Genomic DNA, 19,114 nt, shown 5'->3' with positions numbered 1-19,114 from the left:
GCTCATTCAACACTTGTTAGAAGCGGAATCGACGGATCGAGCGATGCGTTCGATCCGTTATCAGTTGCACGTTGCCAAATTTCCGATTCATCGCCTATGCGTTTAGTCCTTGATCCCTCACCGTGACATTCTTCTTGTGACGACTTTACCTTCATAGTGTTGTATAAATCTTGGGCTGAGCTACCTTTTATATACATGTAATAATGAGTGTCATGCCGTTCTTGAGCCGATTGTTCATTATCGTAAGGTGTTGCACCCCAAACGGAAGAAGTGCCAGATAAGTTCGAGTACTGAATACCGGTCGCCGTAACCAATGTCGAAACTGTACCTAGCAAAAATAGGATCAATGAATTACGCAAATTGTTTCCTAACGTATTTTTGTTTCCATTAGATGTCACGTCAATTTCTTCCATTTTTTCATCTGAAAATCGCAGCAATTTAACAACAAACGCCACATTTATTTAGACCGACGCTGCTCCCGCTGCCGCTCGCGCTGAAGCACCCCAATAAATTTCACCCCCTGCGTCGTATAACGTTGCCACAGACGACGCGGTTCGCTGGCTAGGCGCCAGAACCATTCCATGCCGATTTTTTGCATCCATTGCGGGGCGCGTTTTTTTTGCCCTAAAGCGAATTCCATGGCGGCGCCGACGCAGAGTAGCAGCGGTGCATTGTTCTCCGTAAATTCTTTGCGATAGCGCAGGCACCAGCGTTCTTGTTTTGGCATACCTAGACAAACAAAGACGATGTTGGGTTGTGCTTGCTGGACCAGGCGCATGGCTTCTGCGCCTTCTTCACCGTCTGCGGAGAATTGCATCGATGGACAAAAAATACTGACTTTTAAGCCGGGGTAGGTTTGTGCGAACGATGCTAATAGCGCGGCTTCTTGTCCCGGTTGTCCTCCTATGACAAAAATCGATAGTTGTTTTTGTATTGCGCCTTGGCACAGCGAGACAAATAAATCGGCACCGGTAACGCGTTCTGGCAGCGGTGTTACGGCCATTTTGCTGGCCCAGATAATTGGCATGCCGTCGGCAAAAATATAGTCGGCTTCGGCGTATTGCGCTTTAAATGTCGGGTCACTATCTAGCTTGACGACGTGATCGACATTGGGCGTGACGACGATGCGGCTGGCATGATTGCGCTGGCTGGCTACCTCTAGCAAATGTATCGTTGCCTCATCAAATGTACAGGCTCGAATATCTAGTCCGAATAAATTACTGATCTGTAGCGCTGGGTCGCTTGGCAAATGGTCGTTGGCTGAGGGCATGGGGTAATATTCGCAAGAAGGTTAGCGTGTCAGAAAATTGATTATCTCAGCTATCGCCGTGTTTCTGTATTCGAAAGTATCAACATGTTTCATAAAAACTGTAAAACCAGAATAAAAATTTGCGGCTTGACGCAGGCAGACGATGTGCGGCGTGTGGTCGCCGCGGGTGCGGATGCCTTGGGCTTTGTGTTTTATCTACCTAGTCCGCGATATGTCACGCCCGCAGTGGCGGCGAGTTTGGTTAAGGAGATTTCGCCATTTGTGATGTCGGTCGGTTTGTTTGTGAATGCGACGATTGAGGAGTTGCAGGCGACGGTGGCTGTGGTGCCGCTGCAGTTATTGCAGTTCCACGGTGATGAGACGGCTGCGCAATGTCACGCCCTTGCCAGCGCTGTGAACCGCCCATTTATTAAAGCTTTTCGGGTCAAGCCCACCACAAGCGCAGCTGATTTGCTAGAATGTGAATCAGAATATCGTGCGGCAAGCCCTTTGTTTGCCGGATTATTGCTTGATACCTTCGTCGATGCTTACGGAGGTAGTGGAAAGGTTTTTGATTGGTCTCTCATCCCAAAAGAACTCGCGCCTCGGGTCGTTTTAAGTGGTGGCTTGAGCGTGCAAAACGCGACTGACGCAGTGTGTCAGGTTCGTCCGTTTGCGGTCGACATCAGTAGTGGTGTCGAGCTAAGCAAAGGGATTAAAGATGATGTCAAGGTACGTGCTTTTATTGAGGCCGTGCGCTTGGCAGACAATGAAAACTAGCAAAACAGCTTTGTTAATCAGTTTAGGTACTATGAGTTTAGACTCTATGAGCCTAGACCCTAAACTTGGTTAATGTGCTGAGCTAATTGCCACTGAAAGTAAAATCATGAGCACGATCAATCCTTTGTCGCCAACCCAGCCGGGTTTGCAAACTAATCCGCAAGCAATTTTCCACGCGGCTGAATACAATTTTCCTGATGCGCGTGGTCATTTTGGCCAATATGGCGGCACCTTCGTGTCAGAAACTCTGACCCATGCGCTGACTGACTTAAAAGAAAATTACGCACGCTATCAAAACGATCCGGAATTTTTAGCCGAATTCCGCGATGAGCTGCATCACTTTGTCGGTCGTCCGTCACCGGTGTATCACGCCAAGCGCATGTCGGAAATCAATGGCGGTGCGCAAATCTATTTCAAGCGCGAAGACTTAAACCATACCGGCGCGCACAAAATCAACAATGTCATCGGCCAGGCTTTACTCGCCAGACGGATGGGCAAGCCGCGTGTGATTGCCGAAACCGGGGCAGGGCAGCATGGTGTGGCAACCGCCACAATCTGCGCACGTTTTGGCCTGGAATGTGTGGTCTATATGGGGTCGGAAGATGTCAAGCGCCAGGCGCAAAACGTCTACCGCATGAAGCTGCTTGGCGCGACCGTAGTGCCAGTTGAGTCGGGTTCCAAGACCTTAAAAGACGCGCTGAATGAGGCGATGCGCGACTGGGTTGCCAATGTTGACAACACGTTTTACATCATTGGTACCGTCGCTGGTCCGCACCCATATCCTATGATGGTGCGTGACTTCCAGTCTGTGATCGGTGAGGAATGCTTATGGCAGATGCCGGAAATGACTGGTCGTCAGCCGGATGCTGTGCTGGCTTGTGTCGGCGGTGGCTCGAATGCGATTGGGATTTTCTATCCGTACATTGATCAAAAAAATGTGCAATTAATCGGCGTAGAGGCAGCAGGCGAGGGCATGGAAACAGGCAAGCACTCGGCGTCGCTGACGGCGGGTTCACCTGGCGTGCTACACGGCAATCGCACGTATCTGCTGCAAGACGCGAATGGCCAAGTCATCGAGACGCATTCGGTATCGGCTGGTCTGGATTATCCGGGCGTGGGGCCAGAGCACGCATGGTTGAAGGATATGGGGCGTGCTCAATACGTGACGATTACTGACGTCGAGGCGCTGCAGGCGTTCCATGATTGCTGCCGGATTGAAGGCATTATCCCGGCCCTGGAATCGAGCCACGCGCTCGCTTACGCCGCCAAACTCGCTGCGACGTTGCCTAAAGATAAAATCATTTTGGTGAATTTGTCGGGTCGTGGCGATAAGGACATGCATACGGTGGCCGAAAAGGCTGGGCTGAAGTTTTATTAACAGCCTTATTGAAAGTTCAGTAATGTTGCATCCAGAGCGCTTCTAAGTGATCAGGGTTTGCTCTGGATTTTAATATACTCCCCTAAAATATTTGATAAATCGGCTTATTGTCCAGATAATCTCTGGACAGCTAATAAATACCTAGGTGGAGTATATTGATTTGATCAGTGTAAGTGTAGTGTGCTAATGCTTTCGTTACACGCTCAGGCAGTACTTTAGGCTGCACCTTAGTTGCACCTTAGTTGCACCTTAGCTGCACCTTAGCTGCACCTTAGCTGTCCCTCATGCTACATATTCATACTATAAATTTAGCAGGAAAAATACCATGCCAAGAATACAAACGACCTTAGCGGCGCTGGCTGCCAATAACAAAAAAGGCTTGATCCCGTTTATCACCGCAGGCGATCCCGATCCTGCACTGACTGTGCCGTTGATGCATGCCCTGGTTGAGGGCGGTGCGGATATTATCGAACTTGGCGTGCCGTTTTCTGATCCGATGGCGGATGGCCCGGTGATACAGCGCGCATCTGAGCGAGCACTGTTGCATGGAGTTGGATTGCGTGATGTATTACAATTCGTCCGCGAATTTCGATTGAGCAATCAAACCACGCCAGTTGTGCTGATGGGATACGCCAATCCGATTGAGCGTATGGGCATAGACGCCTTTATTGCCTCGGCAACAGAAGTTGGGGTGGACGGCGTTTTGGTCGTCGATTATCCGCCAGAGGAATGTGAAGATTTTGCCAATAAGATGCAGCAAAATGGCATGGATACTATTTTCTTGCTGGCACCCACTTCGACCGATGAGCGCATCGCTCAGGTTGGTAAAATTGCCACTGGTTATGTTTATTATGTCTCGCTTAAAGGCGTAACCGGGTCGGGAAGCTTGGATTTAGACGCTGTCGCCGCCATGATTCCACGCATCAAAAAACACGTCAAAGTCCCTGTGGGCGTGGGTTTTGGCATACGTGACGGTGCAACGGCAAGAGCAATTGCGTCCGTTTCCGACGCGGTTGTGATAGGCTCTCGGATTATTCAAGAGCTAGAAACGACGCCGCGTGAAAATGCTGTCGCGGCAGTAAAAAGCTTTATTTCTGGTGTCAGACAGGCGTTGGACGAGTAAAATACGCGCTGACGATTGTTTGTCCCCCGCGTTTGTTCCACCAGAATGAACATGATGCTTGCGATGTCTACATGGTTATCTATGTGATCGCAAGCCGAATTCAGGAGAAATTATGAGTTGGCTAGAAAAATTACTACCACCGCGCATTCAGCGCTCGGAATCTGCGCACCGTAAATCCATGCCCGAAGGGCTGTGGGTTAAGTGCCCTTCCTGCGAAGCCGTACTGTATCGCTCCGATCTGGAAGCAAATATCCATGTTTGCCCAAAATGCAGCCACCACATGCGTATTGGCGCACGCGAACGCCTTGACGCTTTGCTCGACGCTGGCGGACGGTATGAAATCGGTCAGGAAGTTTTACCGATTGATACCCTCAAATTCAAAGATAGCAAAAAATACACCGATCGCCTAAAAGATGCCTTAGAGTCGACTGGCGAGACAGATTCTATGATCGTCATGGGCGGTTCTATTATGACCGTTCCTGTCGTAGTCTCTTGCTTTGTATTTGACTTTATGGCCGGTACCATGGGCTCTGTATTGGGCGAGCGTTTTGTGCGCGGCGCACAAGCGGCACTGGACCAAAAAGTTCCGTTCATTTGTATTACTGCCAGTGGCGGTGCGCGTATGCAAGAAGGTGTTTTGTCCCTGATGCAAATGGCAAAAACCACAATGATGCTGACGAAATTGTCAGAAAAGAAATTACCGTTTATCTCTGTATTGACCGATCCGACCACCGGTGGCGTCTCTGCTTCTTTTGCCTTTATGGGTGACGTTGTAATTGCAGAACCTAAGGCACTGATCGGTTTTGCCGGTCCGCGCGTGATCGAAAATACAGTCCGAGAAAAATTGCCAGAAGGCTTCCAGCGCTCGGAGTTTCTGTTGCAAAAAGGCGCAGTCGACATGATTGTTGACCGTCGCAAAATGCGCGAAGAAATCGCTCGTTTGCTGGCTTTGTTGCAGAACCAGTCTGCAGAAGCGGTATCGTAAATTTTTGTCTATTTTTCATACTAAAATTTCAAAGAAATCTAAATACGAGCCCGATTCTGTCGGGCTTTTTTTATCTTATGACCAATTCGCTTAATTCTTCTACTTCTATGACGACGCCTGACAATCTGCTGGATTGGCTGGCATTGCTAGAAACTCGTCACTCCAAAGAAATCGACATGGGCCTGGATCGTGTCGCCGCGGTGAAGGAACGTTTGGATATTCGCTACGAATGCCCAGTCGTCGTTGTCGGTGGCACCAACGGCAAAGGGTCCACCTGCGCCATGCTGGAATCGATTTTATTGCAAGCTGGATATCGTGTCGGTTTATACAGCAAGCCCCATTTTTTAGATTTTAATGAGCGTGCCCGTATCCACGGCGAATCAGTCAAAGATCAGGTGTTTGTCGATGTGTTTGCCGAGGTAGAAGCAGCAAGGTTGATGGAGCCTGCGATCTCGTTAACTTATTTTGAATTTACCACGCTGGCAATTTGTAAATTGCTGGCAGATGCCAAATTAGATGCCGTGATTCTGGAAGTTGGTCTGGGTGGTCGTCTCGATGCGGTCAATGTGATTGATGCCGATGTCTCAATAGTCACCAGCGTCGATATTGATCATGTGGATTATCTGGGGGATACCCGCGAAAAAATTGGATTTGAAAAGGCTGGAATTTTCCGTACCGGCAGAACTGCCATTTGCGGCGACCCTGTGCCGCCACAATCCTTGATTGAGCATGCGACCGCGATCGGTGCAGATCTGTGGTTGTTTGGTCGTGATTTCAATTATTCCGGCGATAAGCAACAATGGAATTTTGGTGGTCGCGTACAACGTCGCAATTCGCTTGGTTATCCGAGTTTGCGCGGCGCGAATCAGTTGCTGAATGCATCCGCTGTATTAGCCGCGCTGGAGGCGTTAAGAAATCGCTTGCCCGTGGGCGCGCAAGAAGTACGTAATGGGCTGGTGATGGTAGATTTGCCGGGACGTTTCCAGGTCATGCCTGGTCGTCCGGTGGTCGTGCTGGATGTGGCGCACAACCCGCATGCGGCCGCGACACTGTCGCAAAATTTCGACAATATGGGATTTCACGCCTACACCTATGCCGTGTTTGGCTCGATGCTGGATAAGGATATTGATGGCGTTATTGCCCAGATTAAAGGCAAGATTGATCACTGGTGTGTCACCGATTTGCCTTTGCCACGCGCTGCCAGCGCTGACCATTTAAAGGAACGATTATTGGCAGTAGGTGCCTTGCAAGATGCGGAACATAGTATCCAAACTTTCACAAGTCCAGAGGATGCCTATGCCTTTGCACTCGGTAAGGCAGGGGAAAATGATAGAATAGCGGTCTTCGGTTCTTTTCTCACAGTAGCTGGTGTGATGAGGGCGAGGAAGCAGAATAACCACTAGTGATCTTTTGGGAGAATTTCTAAAAACCTTTAATCGAGATGCGGTGCTAGGCGCAAGCCGCAGCAATACGTCGGTATTGCGAGGCTTTGCAACAGCGCAATGCGCTCGATTATGGGATTTTTAGAAGTTCGCTTTTGATCACGACTCACTTAGATACTTGCACATGAGCTTGCTATCACGTTTTAAACAAAAGCAAGAAACAACATCCGATCAGGATAATGGCGAATACCGTTCTCGTGCAGAGGACGACACCAAGCCCGTACGTGGCAGCAAACGCGCTGATCGTTCAGATAATGCGCGTAAAAGCAAAGTTGCCGATCCTGTATTGCCAGAAAAAAAACGTGCCCGCCGTCGCTTGATTGGTGCCATCGCTTTGGTATTAGCCGCTGTGATTGGCTTGCCAATGATTCTGGATTCAGAACCAAAACCGCTGGCTGACGACATCGCGATTCAGATTCCTTCTAAAGATAAATTGCCAGCAACCGAGCAGATAGCAGTGCCTAAAGTAGCTAGCAAGTCAGCTGAGCCTCTGGAAGAAATTATCGATCCGCCCCAGACGCAACAAAAGCCGCAAGTTAAAGCTTCAAGCAAAGATGTAGCTGCCTTGCCTGCCGTTGCGCTTGCAGATAGTAAAGTGTCTACGAAGCCAGAGGTCAAGCCTGAATCAAAGTCCGACCCGAAAGTGTCCACAGACGCCAAGCCAGAATTCAAGCCGGAAACCAAATCAGCTAGAGTTGAAACAAAAATAGATACGAAGTCGGATACTAAAGCCGACACTAAGCCAGAAACTAAAGTTGAGGCAAAAATACCAGTCATAAAACCCCCGGTAAAATCCTCTGAACAAAACGATGATGCTGCGCGTGCTTTAGCAATACTCGAAGGAAAAACTGTTAAACCTGCGGCAAAAGCAGAAGTTCAAACCAAAGAACATAGCGGATACGTGGTTCAGGCAGGTGCCTTTTCTACCCCAGAAAAAATCAGCGAAGTACAAGACAAGTTGAAGGCTGCAGGGATTAAATCGTACACACAAAAAGTGGCGACTTCACCTAATGGCGACAAATCAGTGACGCGCATACGCGTAGGTCCGTTTGAAAGCAAGGAAGAAGCGGATAAGGCTACTGCGAATCTGGTCAAGCTTGGATTAAGCCCTAAGTTGATTCCCAACTGATGAACCCCATATTGATGGTAGTAGGAATGTGCTGTGACCTTATTTGATTACCTGGTGTTGTTTATACTGATTTGCTCCATCGTTATCAGCACCATGCGCGGCCTGGTAAAAGAGATGTTGTCACTGGTCAGTTGGGTAGTGGCATTTGTCGTTGCCAATACGTTTAGTGCAACCGTTGCTGGCTATTTGCCAGATCTGTTCCCTGGGCAGATGTTGCGTTTAATCGTGGCATTTATTGCCTTGTTTATTGGCGTACGTTTGCTAATGTCCTTATTAATGATGGCGGTAGACGCCGTGCTGAAAGCCAGTGGTCTGAGCCTGGCTGATCGTGGTTTAGGCGGTTTGTTTGGCTTGGCGCGTGGCTGTATTCTGGTACTTGCAGCAGTGATGGTTTGTGGCATGACATCGATTCCGCAACAGCCATTCTGGCGCAACGCGCTGCTCAGTCCGATTGTCGTGACGTCGGCGCAAACTGTGATGCCATTTTTGCCTGCGTCGATTACGCGGCATGTCAGCTTTTAGATTTTAATTTGTTCTTTAGGAGTCCACCATGTGTGGCATCGTCGGTGTAGTTTCAAATAGTCCCGTCAATCAATTGCTGTATGACGCCTTGCTGTTGTTACAGCATCGTGGTCAGGACGCAGCTGGTATTGCAACGGGCCATGGCAATAAATTTGCAATGCATAAAGCAAACGGCTTGGTACGAGATGTATTTCGTACCCGCAATATGCGTTCTTTACCAGGCAATATCGGTATCGGTCAGGTGCGCTACCCAACCGCAGGCTCAACCAGCGAAGAAGAGGCACAACCGTTTTATGTGAACGCGCCTTTTGGTATTGTGCTGGCACATAACGGTAATTTGACCAATGCTGATGAACTCAAAATTGAGTTATTCAAAAATGATATGCGTCATTTGAATACCGATTCTGATTCAGAAGTATTACTCAATATTCTGGCGCACCAGATCCAGGAAGTGACCAGTGGTTATTCGCTTGATCCTCAATCCATGTTCCGCGCGGTATCTATGTTGCATCGCCGGGTGCGTGGTTCTTACGCGGTAGTTGCACAAATCGCGGGGTATGGCTTGTTGGCATTTCGCGATCCGTTCGGGATTCGCCCTTTGTGTATCGGGTTGTCGCATACCGAAAATGGTGTCGAATACATGATCGCCAGCGAGTCGGTTGCTTTAGATGGTTTGGGTTTTAAGTTCCTACGTGATGTTGAGCCGGGCGAGGCGATTTTTATTGATCTCGACGGCAAAATGTACAACGAACAATGTGCTGATAATCCCACCCTCAATCCTTGCGCGTTTGAATACGTTTATCTGGCCCGCCCGGACTCCATTATCGACGGTGCATCGGTGTACCTGACACGCTTAAAAATGGGTGAATATCTGGCAGACAAAGTACGCAACCAATTCCGCGATGGTGAGATTGATGTTGTCATGCCTATTCCCGATTCTTCCCGTCCATCAGCGATGGAACTGGCAATGAAATTGAATCTGGATTACCGCGAAGGCTTCATCAAAAATCGTTACATTGGCCGTACTTTTATGATGCCAGGTCAGGCGATTCGTAGAAAGTCGGTGCGCCAGAAATTGAATGCGATCAAGCAGGAATTTGCTGGTAAGAGTGTATTGCTGGTCGATGATTCTATCGTCCGTGGTACCACCAGCCGTGAGATCGTCCAGATGGCACGCGAGTCCGGTGCCAAGCGGGTGATTTTTGCTTCTGCGGCACCACCAGTAAAATTCCCTAACGTGTATGGAATCGACATGCCGACCCGCAGTGAGTTAATCGCCTACGGTCGTAGCGAAGATGAAGTCTGTCGTGAAATTACCGCAGATGCCCTGGTGTACCAAGATGTAGCCGCCATGAAGCGTTCTATCTCTGACGTTAATCCTTATCTGCGCAACATCGAGGCATCTTGCTTTGATGGATATTATGTTACCGGTGACGTCAGTCCAGATTATCTTAATCGCTTAGAAACGGCGCGAAATAATCCGCGTCCAGATACCGAGGATGTAATGCGTTCTCAGTTAAATTTGAATTTAGCTGAACGCGCAGATTAATTTTTTAGCGTTAATATATAAAAAAAGCCCGACATCATGATGGTGTCGGGCTTTTTTATCTTTGGCACGCTTGATCGGAAATCTCAGTTAAAACCAGGTTAAATCTAGTTCACTCACTGTTCAATTTCATCCGCACGTCTTTGACGATACTCCATCAGATTCAGCACGATCATCATCAGGGCACCTAAGGGTGCCAGGGTTGCCAGCAGCCAGAATATTGCATTAAAATAAATGTTGTCTCTTATGGTAACTCTACGTGGTTCGGGTGGGGCGTTTGCTGCAATTGCTGTGGCGACTGTCTGCGCATCATCTTGGATTGATATCAACATCGCGTTCGTTGACGAGGTTGTTGGAGATATTGCTGGCGCTACCGATGTCGTCTTTGGAGTGCTCTGTGTACAAGGAGTGCTTGCTGTCTTATTACCACCATTGGTTTCGCCCGCACATGGGTTGGACTGGGCCAAAGCATAGGTCGAGAGTAAGCTAGTTAGCAACAGAGCAAGAATGAAGTGGATGCGTTTCATAATTTTTATAAAATTAATCAAGGCGAGAATCTTAACAGGTCTGAACTTGAGCGTGATGATACTGATCGGCTCATCAGTTGCTACAACGGATGAGTTATTGTCAAATTAAGCAAATTCCAGTATCGATCAAGTATAATTTGTTGTATTATTTGCAGTTAAATTTGCAGTTAATCAAACGGGCAAACATATGCATCCATTATTGTTAGAAGTCAAAAACCTCAGTAAGTCTTTTGGTCAACGTAAGGTTGTCGATACAGTTTCCTTCTCTTTGCAGCATGGTCAGACCTTGGGTTTACTTGGCCCAAATGGTGCTGGCAAATCAACCACGGTTAGCATGATTTGTGGCTTGCTTAAGTCGGATCAGGGCGAGGTCAGAGTGGATGGGCAATTAGTTGGTGCTGGCAATAATGCGGTCAAGCATAAGATTGGTCTGGTGCCACAAGACCTGGCTTTATATGACGATTTGTCGGCGCTAGAAAATCTCAAATTATTTGGTGCCTTGTACGGCTTGTCTGGCAGTGCTCTTAAATCTCGCTGCGACATCGTGCTGGATTTAGTCAATTTAAAAGATAGAGCCAGCGATAAGTGCTCTACCTTCTCTGGTGGTATGAAACGTCGTTTGAATATCGCTGCAGCATTACTGCATGACCCGCAATTATTAATTCTGGATGAGCCGACGGTCGGCGTTGATCCGCAAAGCAGGAACGCGATTTTTGATAGCTTAGAAGTCCTCAAAAAACAGGGCAGAGCCTTGATTTATACCAGCCACTATATGGAGGAGGTTGAGCGTCTTGCGGACCATATTGTGATTATCGATCATGGCAAAGTCATTGCGGACGAAAGCCCGCAAGCCTTGTTCCAGCGCTTGCCAGCACAAGCCGCTTTGCAAGTTGATTTAGATCGTCCGTTGTCGGCAGATACTCTGGCCGCTCTTGGTCAGCAAACAGGCGTCAGCCATGTTCAGCATGCAAGGGATAACGAACATGTAGACATCGCTTTGATCAACCCTAGCTTTGCTTTGCCTGTGTTGGATTGGTTGAATGCGCAAGGCTATGCGCCTTTGCATTTTGCTACGGCTAAAACGAAGTTAGAAGACATTTTTTTAACGCTGACAGGCCGTAGTTTGCGCGACTAATTGCGTTCACTCAGTTAAGCCACAAATTTACATCACTAAGTACATCACTAAGCCAAGCCGCTTGCAATTAAAGCTTGTTGATCTGCACATACTCTAAGCTCTGAAAGAACTAACATGACTGCTCTGATTGCCCTTATCCGCAAAGATCTGATTCTGTTTTTGTCTGATCGCCGTACGATGTTGTTGACCCTGGTGATGCCAATAGTGCTGGGGGCATTTTTTGGTTTTGTCTCCGGCGGAAATTCCGATAAAGAAACCGCCAAAATCCCGATCGCGCTGGTGATGCAGGACAACCATCCCATTAGCCAGAAGATTGCTCAAGGCTTGATTACCGAACCGAATTTGCAAGTGACTGAGCTTGCTTTAGAGCCAGCTCAGGACCTGGTGCGTAAAGGTAAATTAAATGTGGCGATCGTGATCCCTGCTGGCTTTGGTCAATCCGCAGGCGCTGCTTTATTTGGGGCTGGTAAAAAACCGGAACTGCCGATTTTTTATGATCCTTCACAAGCGGCTGTTCTGGCAATGGTCAAAGGGATGTTGACGCAGCAAGTCATGCAGCATGTCAGTGCCGAAATGTTTGGCGGTGCATCGGGTTTGTCGCTGGTAGATAAAAGTATTACAGAGCTAGATGCTGATCCAGAACGGGCTGCCGGTCAGCCAGAGCTGCGTGAGTTTTTAGGTAGTGTGAAAAAATTTCAGAGCAAAACCCGGTCAGCTGCGACCACCGCAACCACCGCAACAACTGCAACCACAGATGTAAATACTGATAAGAGTAGCGATAAAAACACCAGCACGGTTGCTACTGCGAGTGCGGCATCTGACTCCGCTGCTTTATCGCCAAACACCGTAGATAAACCAGCAACTGAAGCAGGTTTGTCTATGCCATTCACCACCAAAGACCAGGCAATGGTCGCAGGTGATCCTGTCGTCGCACATTACAATGGCTATGCACATTCATTTGCCGGGATGACAGTGCAATTTATCCTCTTTATGGCGATTGACGCGGGCATCAGTGTGCTAGCTGCGCGCCGTCTGGGTTTATGGAATCGCTTGCTGGCCGCTCCAGTGGGATTAAATACCTTGCTAGCCGCCAGAGCCTTTTCTTGTGCACTGATTGCGTTTGCTTTAACGGGGGTTATTTTTGCTGTTGCTGGCGTGGTTTTTAAAGTGCAAATTGCCGGTAGCTATATCGGGTTTGTCGGAGTCGCATTGAGTTTTTCTTTGATGACGGCTAGTTTTGGCTTGTTGATTGCCGCCTTTGGTAAGACGCCTGAGGCAGCGCGCGGTATTGCCGTGTTTGCTACGCTGATTATGGTGATGCTGGGCGGTGCGTGGATTCCTTCATTTTTGTTTCCGCAATGGTTGCAAAATTTGACGCTGATTGTGCCGACGCGTTGGGCGCTAGATGGTTTTGATGCGATGACCTGGCGCGGCCTTGGCTTGCAAGCTGCGGTTTTGCCAATTGTTGTGCAATTGGGATTTATGGTGTTGTTCAGCTCCTTGGCTTTGTGGCAATTTCGCCGTCAGCAAAATAGCATTTAATTTTATATTCGCATCTGATTAGTTGGTGTTGATTCAATATACTCCCCTTTATTTTTATTGAAAATGGCTTATCGTCCAGACTTTATATGGACGATTAAAATATACTCATTAGTAGTATATTTTATCTGATCGCTAAATCCTGATGTTGGTCAGGACGATTTTATCCAGATGATCTGGTGAGTTTTTTAATAAGGCTTCATCTCGTTGTGACTTAACGACGCTTGTTTCAATACTATACAAATCAAAGAGGTGATTTGCTGGCTTGTTGCTCGTATTTGAAAATACAATGCGAGCAACCCAGTATTAATCGTAGGTGGCTGCAAGTTTATAAGTTGATCAACATGTTTAGACGTGGGTTTACTCCGCGTTATTCCGTCAGGAATGAATAAAGTTGATCAATGATTTGGCAGCAATTTATTCCTAAAAACTCTCCGCACCATGTCCAAAAAATTTCCTTTACGCGCCGTATCGTTGGCGTTAGCCAGCGCCTTTGCGGCGTATGTCGTTGTCCCTGGTATTGCCTTCGCTCAGGCTGATCCTCTGACTGCGCCTGATGAAAATAATAAAGAGCCTGTTCCAGTCAAAAAACCTTTGCCTGATCAAAATCGATTACTGAAAAAAGTCGACCCTAAAGTCGACCCTAAGTCTGATAAAAAAACAGATAACGCTACTAAAGACCCCAATCTGAAAGATGCCCAAACCGTCACGATTGACGGCACTCGCCAGTCGGATATGGAAGAGCGTCGCATGTCGACTGCGGCAAAAATGATTTTTGGTCGTGAGGAGCTGGATCGTAACGGCGACTCAACGATCGGTGAAATTTTAAAGCGCTTGCCCGGTGTGACCGTTGGTGGTCGTCCTGGTCGTGGTGGTGATATCCGCATGCGCGGTATGGGCAACGGCTATACACAAATTTTATTGAATGGCGATCGGCCGCCGCGTGGATTTTCGATGGATACCTTGTCGCCAGATCAGGTTGAGCGGATTGAGATTATTCGAGGTCCTGTTGCCGAATACAGTACCCAGGCAATTGCTGGCACCATTAATATTGTTTTGCGTGAAGACTATAAGCAAAAAGATACTGAGATCAAATTATCTGAAAGTTTTGAACAAGGTCGTTCTGCGCCGAATCTTTCTATCACCTACCCGGGGCAGATCGGCAATATGTCTTATGCGCTGAGTGGAACCATTTTCCAGAATCAGCAGCATGATCAGACTACCACCCTGACACAAGAATTTGATCCCGCCGGACAGCCTAGCTTGATTCAGAATCAAGCGGATGAAACCAGTCGTCGCACTACCGGTATTCAATTAACGCCAAGAGTAAACTACCGTTTTGATAATGGTGACACGCTGATGTTGCAACCGTTTTTGACCAAATCGCGGAGCAATTCTTTTAGCACCAGCCAGGTTGATCAAAGCTTAGGATTGCCAGCGCAGTATGCAACTGCCAGCGCGAATTCGACTGCGGACACATCCTTCGCACGAGGCTTCGGAAACTGGCAGCATAAATTTGCAGACAATGCCAAACTGAATATCAAATTTGGCGGCGGCCTTGGCACGATGGACAGCTCAACTCTGCGCACTCAGTTCGATGCCAGCGGTAAGCTGGTCGATAATATTATTGACATCAATAACACTCGCGACAGCAGTCTTAAAGTCGGCGGTAAATACACCCAACCATTGGGTGGCAGCCACACCCTGGCAGTCGGAGTTGATGCCGAATCCGGTAAGCGTGAGCAGACCCGTGTCTATCTGGATAACGGTTTGCCCCAATTTACGGACTCTGGCGACAACCTGAACGCGACCACGCGCAATCTGGCGGCATTTATACAAGATGAGTTTGATATTAATCAGCAATGGTCTGCCTACGCCGGTTTGCGTTGGGAGGGCACACGCACGACCAGCACCACTTCTACCAACACGCAAGTACAAAATACCAGCAGTGTATGGAGCCCGGTGCTGCACGCCGTGTGGCGTATTCCAGATAGTAAAGATCAGATACGGATGAGCTTTACCAATAGTTATCGCGCACCAGCCTTAAACGACTTGATCGCTTTGCCCTCAATCTCTACGCTGAATAGCCCAACCAAACCGGATCGCACGGGTAATCCGTCATTGCGGCCAGAATTATCCAAAGGGATCGATCTGGCGTTTGAGCGTTATCTCAATCGCGCCGGGATTGTCAGTGCTAACCTGTTCGCACGTGACATCAACGATCTAATACGCCGCCGCACCGTGCTGGTTAGTACGCCAACAGGGGCGCGTTGGGTATCGTCACCGGTGAATATCGGGCATGCGACAACTGAGGGGATAGAGCTGGAAGCAAAGTTCCAGATGCAAGAGATTTTCCCTGAAGGCCCGGCGATTGATTTCCGCAGTAATTACAGTCGCTTCTGGTCCAAGGTGGATGATATCCAGGGGCCGAATAATCGCCTTGATCAACAGCCAAAACAAACGGCGAATATGGGGCTGGATTACAGGCTTGCTAAATTGCCCGTCACAGTCGGTGGCAATATTAACTGGACTCCAGCGTATGTCATCCAGTCTAGTGACACACAAATTAACGGTACCGGTGTCAAACGTCAAATTGATATGTACGGTTTATGGAAAGTATCGCCAACGACCCAGCTACGTTTGTCCGCTAATAACTTGCTGGCTGATGATTACTTTACTTCGAGTACGGTGACGACGGGTGGCATTAATCATTCTGATAATGTAAATGCCAAAACGTATACAACCTTGACTCTGAGGTTGGAGTTGAAAATTTAAATCTGCTATTTCGTTACAGAGTTCGAACTGTTTATTTGGCCTGCTAATAAGTGAGACATAGCAGGTTAATTTCTTGTAAGTCCTAATTAATACTCGTGGTGAGTATATTTGAGTTGTCCAAGTATTAATTGGACAATAGAGATATTTTCATAAAAATAATGGGGAGTATATTCATTTCAGGTTTATTTGGTAGCCTAAGAATGGAAGGAATTCTTTTGTGATTTTCAATTTTTGACTAAAGAGCTTGGCATTTGATTTTATGCTTGGTCTGCTCGCCCAGTCGGCCCAGACAGGACGTTTTAGTCGTACCGCAATGTTTGCCGCTGTGCAGTGCAGCACAGTCTGATTTGGCAGAGTACAATCGGATATCCGCACATTCGCACGTCCTCACACTTGTTAGCCCAATCATGCTCTCCCATCCCGATCTGAATACGCTTAACGTTGATCTTCACTGCCACTCCACGATTTCTGACGGTGTACTTGCGCCAGCCGAGGTTGCTTTGCGTGCTAAAACCAATGGGGTGGATGTTTGGGCATTGACGGACCATGATGAGATCAGTGGTATTGCACAAGCTCGTTCTGCTGCCTTGGATATCGGTTTGTCGTATGTTACTGGGGTAGAAATTTCTATTACATGGGCAAATAAGACCATCCATATCGTTGGATTAAATATCGATGAGACGAACGAAAATCTGGTGCGTGGACTAGCAATGACGCGTTCTGGCCGCGAGCGCAGGGCAGAGGATATGGCAGCAGGTCTGGCTAAGGTCGGCATCCCGAATACATTTGAAGGTGCGCTTAAATATGTCGGCAATCCTGATTTGATTTCACGCTCGCATTTTGCCCGCTATCTGGTGGAAATCGGCGCGGCTGAAACGGTCAACGATGTGTTTAAGCGCTACTTGATCGAAGGTAAGCCAGGTTACGTGCCACATCGCTGGGCGACGTTGGCAGAGGCGGTTAACTGGATACAAGGCGCTGGCGGCGTGGCAGTGGTTGCGCATCCGGGTCGCTATGATCTAAGTCCGATTGCGTTTGATGCTTTTTTCGGTGAATTTAAATCTTATGGCGGTAACGCGATTGAAGTTGTTACCGGTAGTCATACCGTTGATCAATATGATGAATACACCAAAATCGCTCAGCGCCATGGCTTTATGGCCTCACGCGGGTCAGATTTCCATGCCCCAGATCCTGCAGGCATTGACCTAGGGCAACTGCCATCTCTTTCAGCCAGTCTCAAACCAGTCTGGTCGAGTTGGATGTTGCCATCTTGAATTTCTTCGGTTAAGCCACATTTACAGTGCTGTTGTGGACTTGCGGCGCTTAAACTAAAGGAGAAATTCGCATGAAACGTATTTTGCTTTTTTTTGCGACTAATCTGGCTGTCATGCTGGTGATGTCGGCAGTATTGTCGATGTTGGGCGTGAATCGCTATCTGACAGCAAATGGTTTGCAGATGGGGACATTGATGGTGTTCTCATTAGTTGTTGGATTTACCGGTGCTTTCTTCTCCTTGTTGATTAGCAAGCCCATGGCGAAATGGTCCACAGGCGCGCGCGTGATTGATGCGCCATCTAATTCCACTGAATTATGGTTAGTGAACACCGTCAGAGCGCTGTCAGAACGTGCTGGCATCAAAATGCCAGAAGTCGCAGTCTACGAAGGTGAGGCGAATGCATTCGCCACAGGTGCCTTCAAAAACTCTGCCTTGGTCGCTGTGTCGACGGGTTTGCTGGAAAGCATGACCAAAGAAGAAGTGGAGGCAGTGTTAGGACATGAGGTTGCCCATATTGCCAATGGCGATATGGTGACAATGACTTTAATCCAAGGTGTGGTAAATACCTTTGTCGTATTTTTGGCGCGTGTCGTCGGTTACGCAATCGACAAGGCCGTGTTCCGCAATGGTGACAATGACCGGCCTGGGATTGGTTATATGGTGACTGTGTTTGTTTGCGAGATTGTGTTTGGTATTGCCGCATCGGTGATCGTGGCATGGTTCTCACGCCAGCGTGAATTCCGTGCTGATGCAGGTTCTGCTAAATTGTTGGGCAATCAATTGCCGATGATTCACGCTTTAGCACGCTTGGGTGGTTTGCAACCGGGTGAGTTGCCGAAGTCGATGGCAGCAGCGGGTATCAGCGATAAGGCCGGTTGGAGTGCTTTGTTTTCAACCCATCCACCGATGGAGCAACGGATCGCTGCATTACAAAATTTGCAGAATTTGAAGTAAATTTGATCTGGCAGGGTATCTGTTTAAATACCCTGAAACAGATCAACATGTCGGCGGTAGTCGGGGATTTTCCCGCTACCGCTTTTCTACTTTTATCTATAAGTTCGAATGAGCCAATTTTTCCAATTACATCCAGATAATCCGCAGTTACGCTTGATCAAACAGGCGGCGCAGATTATTCATCAGGGCGGTATCGTGGCGCTGCCTACGGACTCCTGCTACGCGTTGGTCTGCCACCTGGATGATAAAGATGCCGTTACCCGCTTGCGTCGTATCCGTGCCGTGGATGAAAAACATCATCTGACTTTGTTATGCCGTGATCTGTCCGAGATTGCGGTTTATGCCAAGGTTGATAATCGCCAATATCGTATGCTGAAAGCTGCGACGCCGGGTGCATACACAGTGATTTTGGAAGCGACGAAAGAAGTCCCGCGCCGTTTAAGCCATCCTTCACGTAAAACGATAGGCTTACGTGTGCCAGAGAACCGTATTACCCATGCCTTGTTGGAAGAATTAGGTCAGGCTTTGCTGGGAACTACGCTGATTTTGCCTGGTGACGAAGAGCCGTTGACAGACCCTGAAGTGATTCGTGAACGCTTAGAAAAACAAGTGGATTTAATCATCGATGGTGGCGCTTGCAGCTTAATCCCGACCACGGTGATCGATATGACCAATGATGCGCCAGAACTGATCCGGCAGGGTAGGGGTGATCCTGCTATTTTTGGTTTGTAAATTCTAATCTTCATGCTTTTAC

16 protein-coding genes and 1 pseudogene are annotated in these 19,114 nt (G+C 48.1%); 15 read left to right on the top strand and 2 right to left on the bottom strand.

What is annotated here, in order from left to right; translation table 11 throughout:
• Positions 1–94, top strand: a pseudogene (locus tag AAKU61_RS17070) (AAA family ATPase); the annotation flags it as partial.
• A gap of 363 nt (positions 95–457) precedes the next feature.
• On the opposite strand, the gene AAKU61_RS17065 reads toward AAKU61_RS17070, so the two are convergent.
• Positions 458–1,270: a WecB/TagA/CpsF family glycosyltransferase gene (locus tag AAKU61_RS17065; protein WP_354334198.1), complete on the bottom strand. Its 813-nt coding sequence runs from the start codon at positions 1,268–1,270 to the stop codon at positions 458–460.
• Between the two features lie 84 nt (positions 1,271–1,354).
• Here AAKU61_RS17065 and AAKU61_RS17060 point away from each other — a divergent pair, with 84 nt between their 5' ends.
• The 8 genes from AAKU61_RS17060 to purF all read left to right on the top strand — a co-directional run bounded on the left by AAKU61_RS17060 (position 1,355) and on the right by purF (position 10,157).
• The gene (locus AAKU61_RS17060; protein ID WP_354334196.1) at positions 1,355–2,029 is read left to right on the top strand and encodes a phosphoribosylanthranilate isomerase; all 675 of its coding nucleotides are present in this window, start codon (positions 1,355–1,357) and stop codon (positions 2,027–2,029) included.
• A 106-nt stretch (positions 2,030–2,135) separates the two neighbouring features.
• Positions 2,136–3,407: a tryptophan synthase subunit beta gene (gene trpB, locus AAKU61_RS17055; RefSeq protein WP_354334194.1), complete on the top strand. Its 1,272-nt coding sequence runs from the start codon at positions 2,136–2,138 to the stop codon at positions 3,405–3,407.
• 325 nt (positions 3,408–3,732) lie between these two features.
• Positions 3,733–4,530, top strand: a complete 798-nt coding sequence (trpA, locus tag AAKU61_RS17050; RefSeq protein ID WP_322119238.1) for a tryptophan synthase subunit alpha — start codon at positions 3,733–3,735, stop codon at positions 4,528–4,530.
• A 112-nt stretch (positions 4,531–4,642) separates the two neighbouring features.
• The gene (gene accD / locus AAKU61_RS17045; protein WP_354334192.1) at positions 4,643–5,515 is read left to right on the top strand and encodes an acetyl-CoA carboxylase, carboxyltransferase subunit beta; all 873 of its coding nucleotides are present in this window, start codon (positions 4,643–4,645) and stop codon (positions 5,513–5,515) included.
• A gap of 107 nt (positions 5,516–5,622) precedes the next feature.
• Complete coding sequence (folC, locus tag AAKU61_RS17040) at positions 5,623–6,918, top strand: bifunctional tetrahydrofolate synthase/dihydrofolate synthase (protein WP_354334190.1); 1,296 nt, start codon at positions 5,623–5,625, stop codon at positions 6,916–6,918.
• Between the two features lie 163 nt (positions 6,919–7,081).
• Entirely contained in the window at positions 7,082–8,086 is a 1,005-nt protein-coding gene (locus tag AAKU61_RS17035; RefSeq protein WP_354334188.1) for an SPOR domain-containing protein, read from the top strand.
• A 33-nt stretch (positions 8,087–8,119) separates the two neighbouring features.
• Complete coding sequence (locus tag AAKU61_RS17030; RefSeq protein WP_354334186.1) at positions 8,120–8,608, top strand: CvpA family protein; 489 nt, start codon at positions 8,120–8,122, stop codon at positions 8,606–8,608.
• Between the two features lie 28 nt (positions 8,609–8,636).
• Positions 8,637–10,157, top strand: a complete 1,521-nt coding sequence (gene purF, locus AAKU61_RS17025) for an amidophosphoribosyltransferase (protein ID WP_354334184.1) — start codon at positions 8,637–8,639, stop codon at positions 10,155–10,157.
• 113 nt (positions 10,158–10,270) lie between these two features.
• Here purF and AAKU61_RS17020 read toward each other — a convergent pair whose 3' ends face one another.
• Entirely contained in the window at positions 10,271–10,681 is a 411-nt protein-coding gene (locus AAKU61_RS17020; RefSeq protein ID WP_354334182.1) for a hypothetical protein, read from the bottom strand.
• A 187-nt stretch (positions 10,682–10,868) separates the two neighbouring features.
• Between AAKU61_RS17020 and AAKU61_RS17015 the strand changes: the two genes are divergently transcribed.
• The 6 genes from AAKU61_RS17015 (at position 10,869) to AAKU61_RS16990 (ending at position 19,092) form a co-directional block, all read left to right on the top strand.
• Positions 10,869–11,816 carry an ABC transporter ATP-binding protein gene (locus AAKU61_RS17015; RefSeq protein WP_354334181.1) on the top strand — a complete coding sequence of 316 codons (948 nt, stop codon included), beginning with the start codon at positions 10,869–10,871 and terminating at the stop codon, positions 11,814–11,816.
• Between the two features lie 114 nt (positions 11,817–11,930).
• Positions 11,931–13,358, top strand: coding sequence for an ABC transporter permease (locus AAKU61_RS17010; RefSeq protein ID WP_354334179.1), 1,428 nt, complete (start codon positions 11,931–11,933; stop codon positions 13,356–13,358).
• Positions 13,359–13,796: 438 nt separating this feature from the next.
• Positions 13,797–16,130: a TonB-dependent receptor plug domain-containing protein gene (locus AAKU61_RS17005; RefSeq protein ID WP_354334177.1), complete on the top strand. Its 2,334-nt coding sequence runs from the start codon at positions 13,797–13,799 to the stop codon at positions 16,128–16,130.
• Positions 16,131–16,537: 407 nt separating this feature from the next.
• Positions 16,538–17,404 carry a 3',5'-nucleoside bisphosphate phosphatase gene (locus AAKU61_RS17000; RefSeq protein WP_354334175.1) on the top strand — a complete coding sequence of 289 codons (867 nt, stop codon included), beginning with the start codon at positions 16,538–16,540 and terminating at the stop codon, positions 17,402–17,404.
• 71 nt (positions 17,405–17,475) lie between these two features.
• Positions 17,476–18,360: a protease HtpX gene (gene htpX, locus AAKU61_RS16995; protein ID WP_354334173.1), complete on the top strand. Its 885-nt coding sequence runs from the start codon at positions 17,476–17,478 to the stop codon at positions 18,358–18,360.
• Between the two features lie 108 nt (positions 18,361–18,468).
• Positions 18,469–19,092 carry an L-threonylcarbamoyladenylate synthase gene (locus AAKU61_RS16990; protein WP_322119227.1) on the top strand — a complete coding sequence of 208 codons (624 nt, stop codon included), beginning with the start codon at positions 18,469–18,471 and terminating at the stop codon, positions 19,090–19,092.
• Positions 19,093–19,114: the final 22 nt, after the last annotated feature.

It is taken from the genome of Undibacterium sp. GrIS 1.2, assembly GCF_040544435.1.
GTDB lineage: Bacteria > Pseudomonadota > Gammaproteobacteria > Burkholderiales > Burkholderiaceae_D > Undibacterium.
Note: the sequence above shows the minus strand (reverse complement) of the source record. Positions and strands in the feature narration are given on the sequence as shown.

Bases quoted from the DNA above. Each gene is read 5' to 3' on its own strand.
- AAKU61_RS17065 (WP_354334198.1), bottom strand. From the start codon at position 1,270: ATGCCCTCAGCCAACGACCATTTGCCAAGCGACCCAGCGCTACAGATC.
- AAKU61_RS17060 (WP_354334196.1), top strand. From the start codon at position 1,355: ATGTTTCATAAAAACTGTAAAACCAGAATAAAAATTTGCGGCTTGACG.
- trpB (WP_354334194.1), top strand. From the start codon at position 2,136: ATGAGCACGATCAATCCTTTGTCGCCAACCCAGCCGGGTTTGCAAACT.
- trpA (WP_322119238.1), top strand. From the start codon at position 3,733: ATGCCAAGAATACAAACGACCTTAGCGGCGCTGGCTGCCAATAACAAA.
- accD (WP_354334192.1), top strand. From the start codon at position 4,643: ATGAGTTGGCTAGAAAAATTACTACCACCGCGCATTCAGCGCTCGGAA.
- folC (WP_354334190.1), top strand. From the start codon at position 5,623: ATGACGACGCCTGACAATCTGCTGGATTGGCTGGCATTGCTAGAAACT.
- AAKU61_RS17035 (WP_354334188.1), top strand. From the start codon at position 7,082: ATGAGCTTGCTATCACGTTTTAAACAAAAGCAAGAAACAACATCCGAT.
- purF (WP_354334184.1), top strand. From the start codon at position 8,637: ATGTGTGGCATCGTCGGTGTAGTTTCAAATAGTCCCGTCAATCAATTG.
- AAKU61_RS17020 (WP_354334182.1), bottom strand. From the start codon at position 10,681: ATGAAACGCATCCACTTCATTCTTGCTCTGTTGCTAACTAGCTTACTC.
- AAKU61_RS17015 (WP_354334181.1), top strand. From the start codon at position 10,869: ATGCATCCATTATTGTTAGAAGTCAAAAACCTCAGTAAGTCTTTTGGT.
- AAKU61_RS17010 (WP_354334179.1), top strand. From the start codon at position 11,931: ATGACTGCTCTGATTGCCCTTATCCGCAAAGATCTGATTCTGTTTTTG.
- AAKU61_RS17005 (WP_354334177.1), top strand. From the start codon at position 13,797: ATGTCCAAAAAATTTCCTTTACGCGCCGTATCGTTGGCGTTAGCCAGC.
- AAKU61_RS17000 (WP_354334175.1), top strand. From the start codon at position 16,538: ATGCTCTCCCATCCCGATCTGAATACGCTTAACGTTGATCTTCACTGC.
- htpX (WP_354334173.1), top strand. From the start codon at position 17,476: ATGAAACGTATTTTGCTTTTTTTTGCGACTAATCTGGCTGTCATGCTG.
- AAKU61_RS16990 (WP_322119227.1), top strand. From the start codon at position 18,469: ATGAGCCAATTTTTCCAATTACATCCAGATAATCCGCAGTTACGCTTG.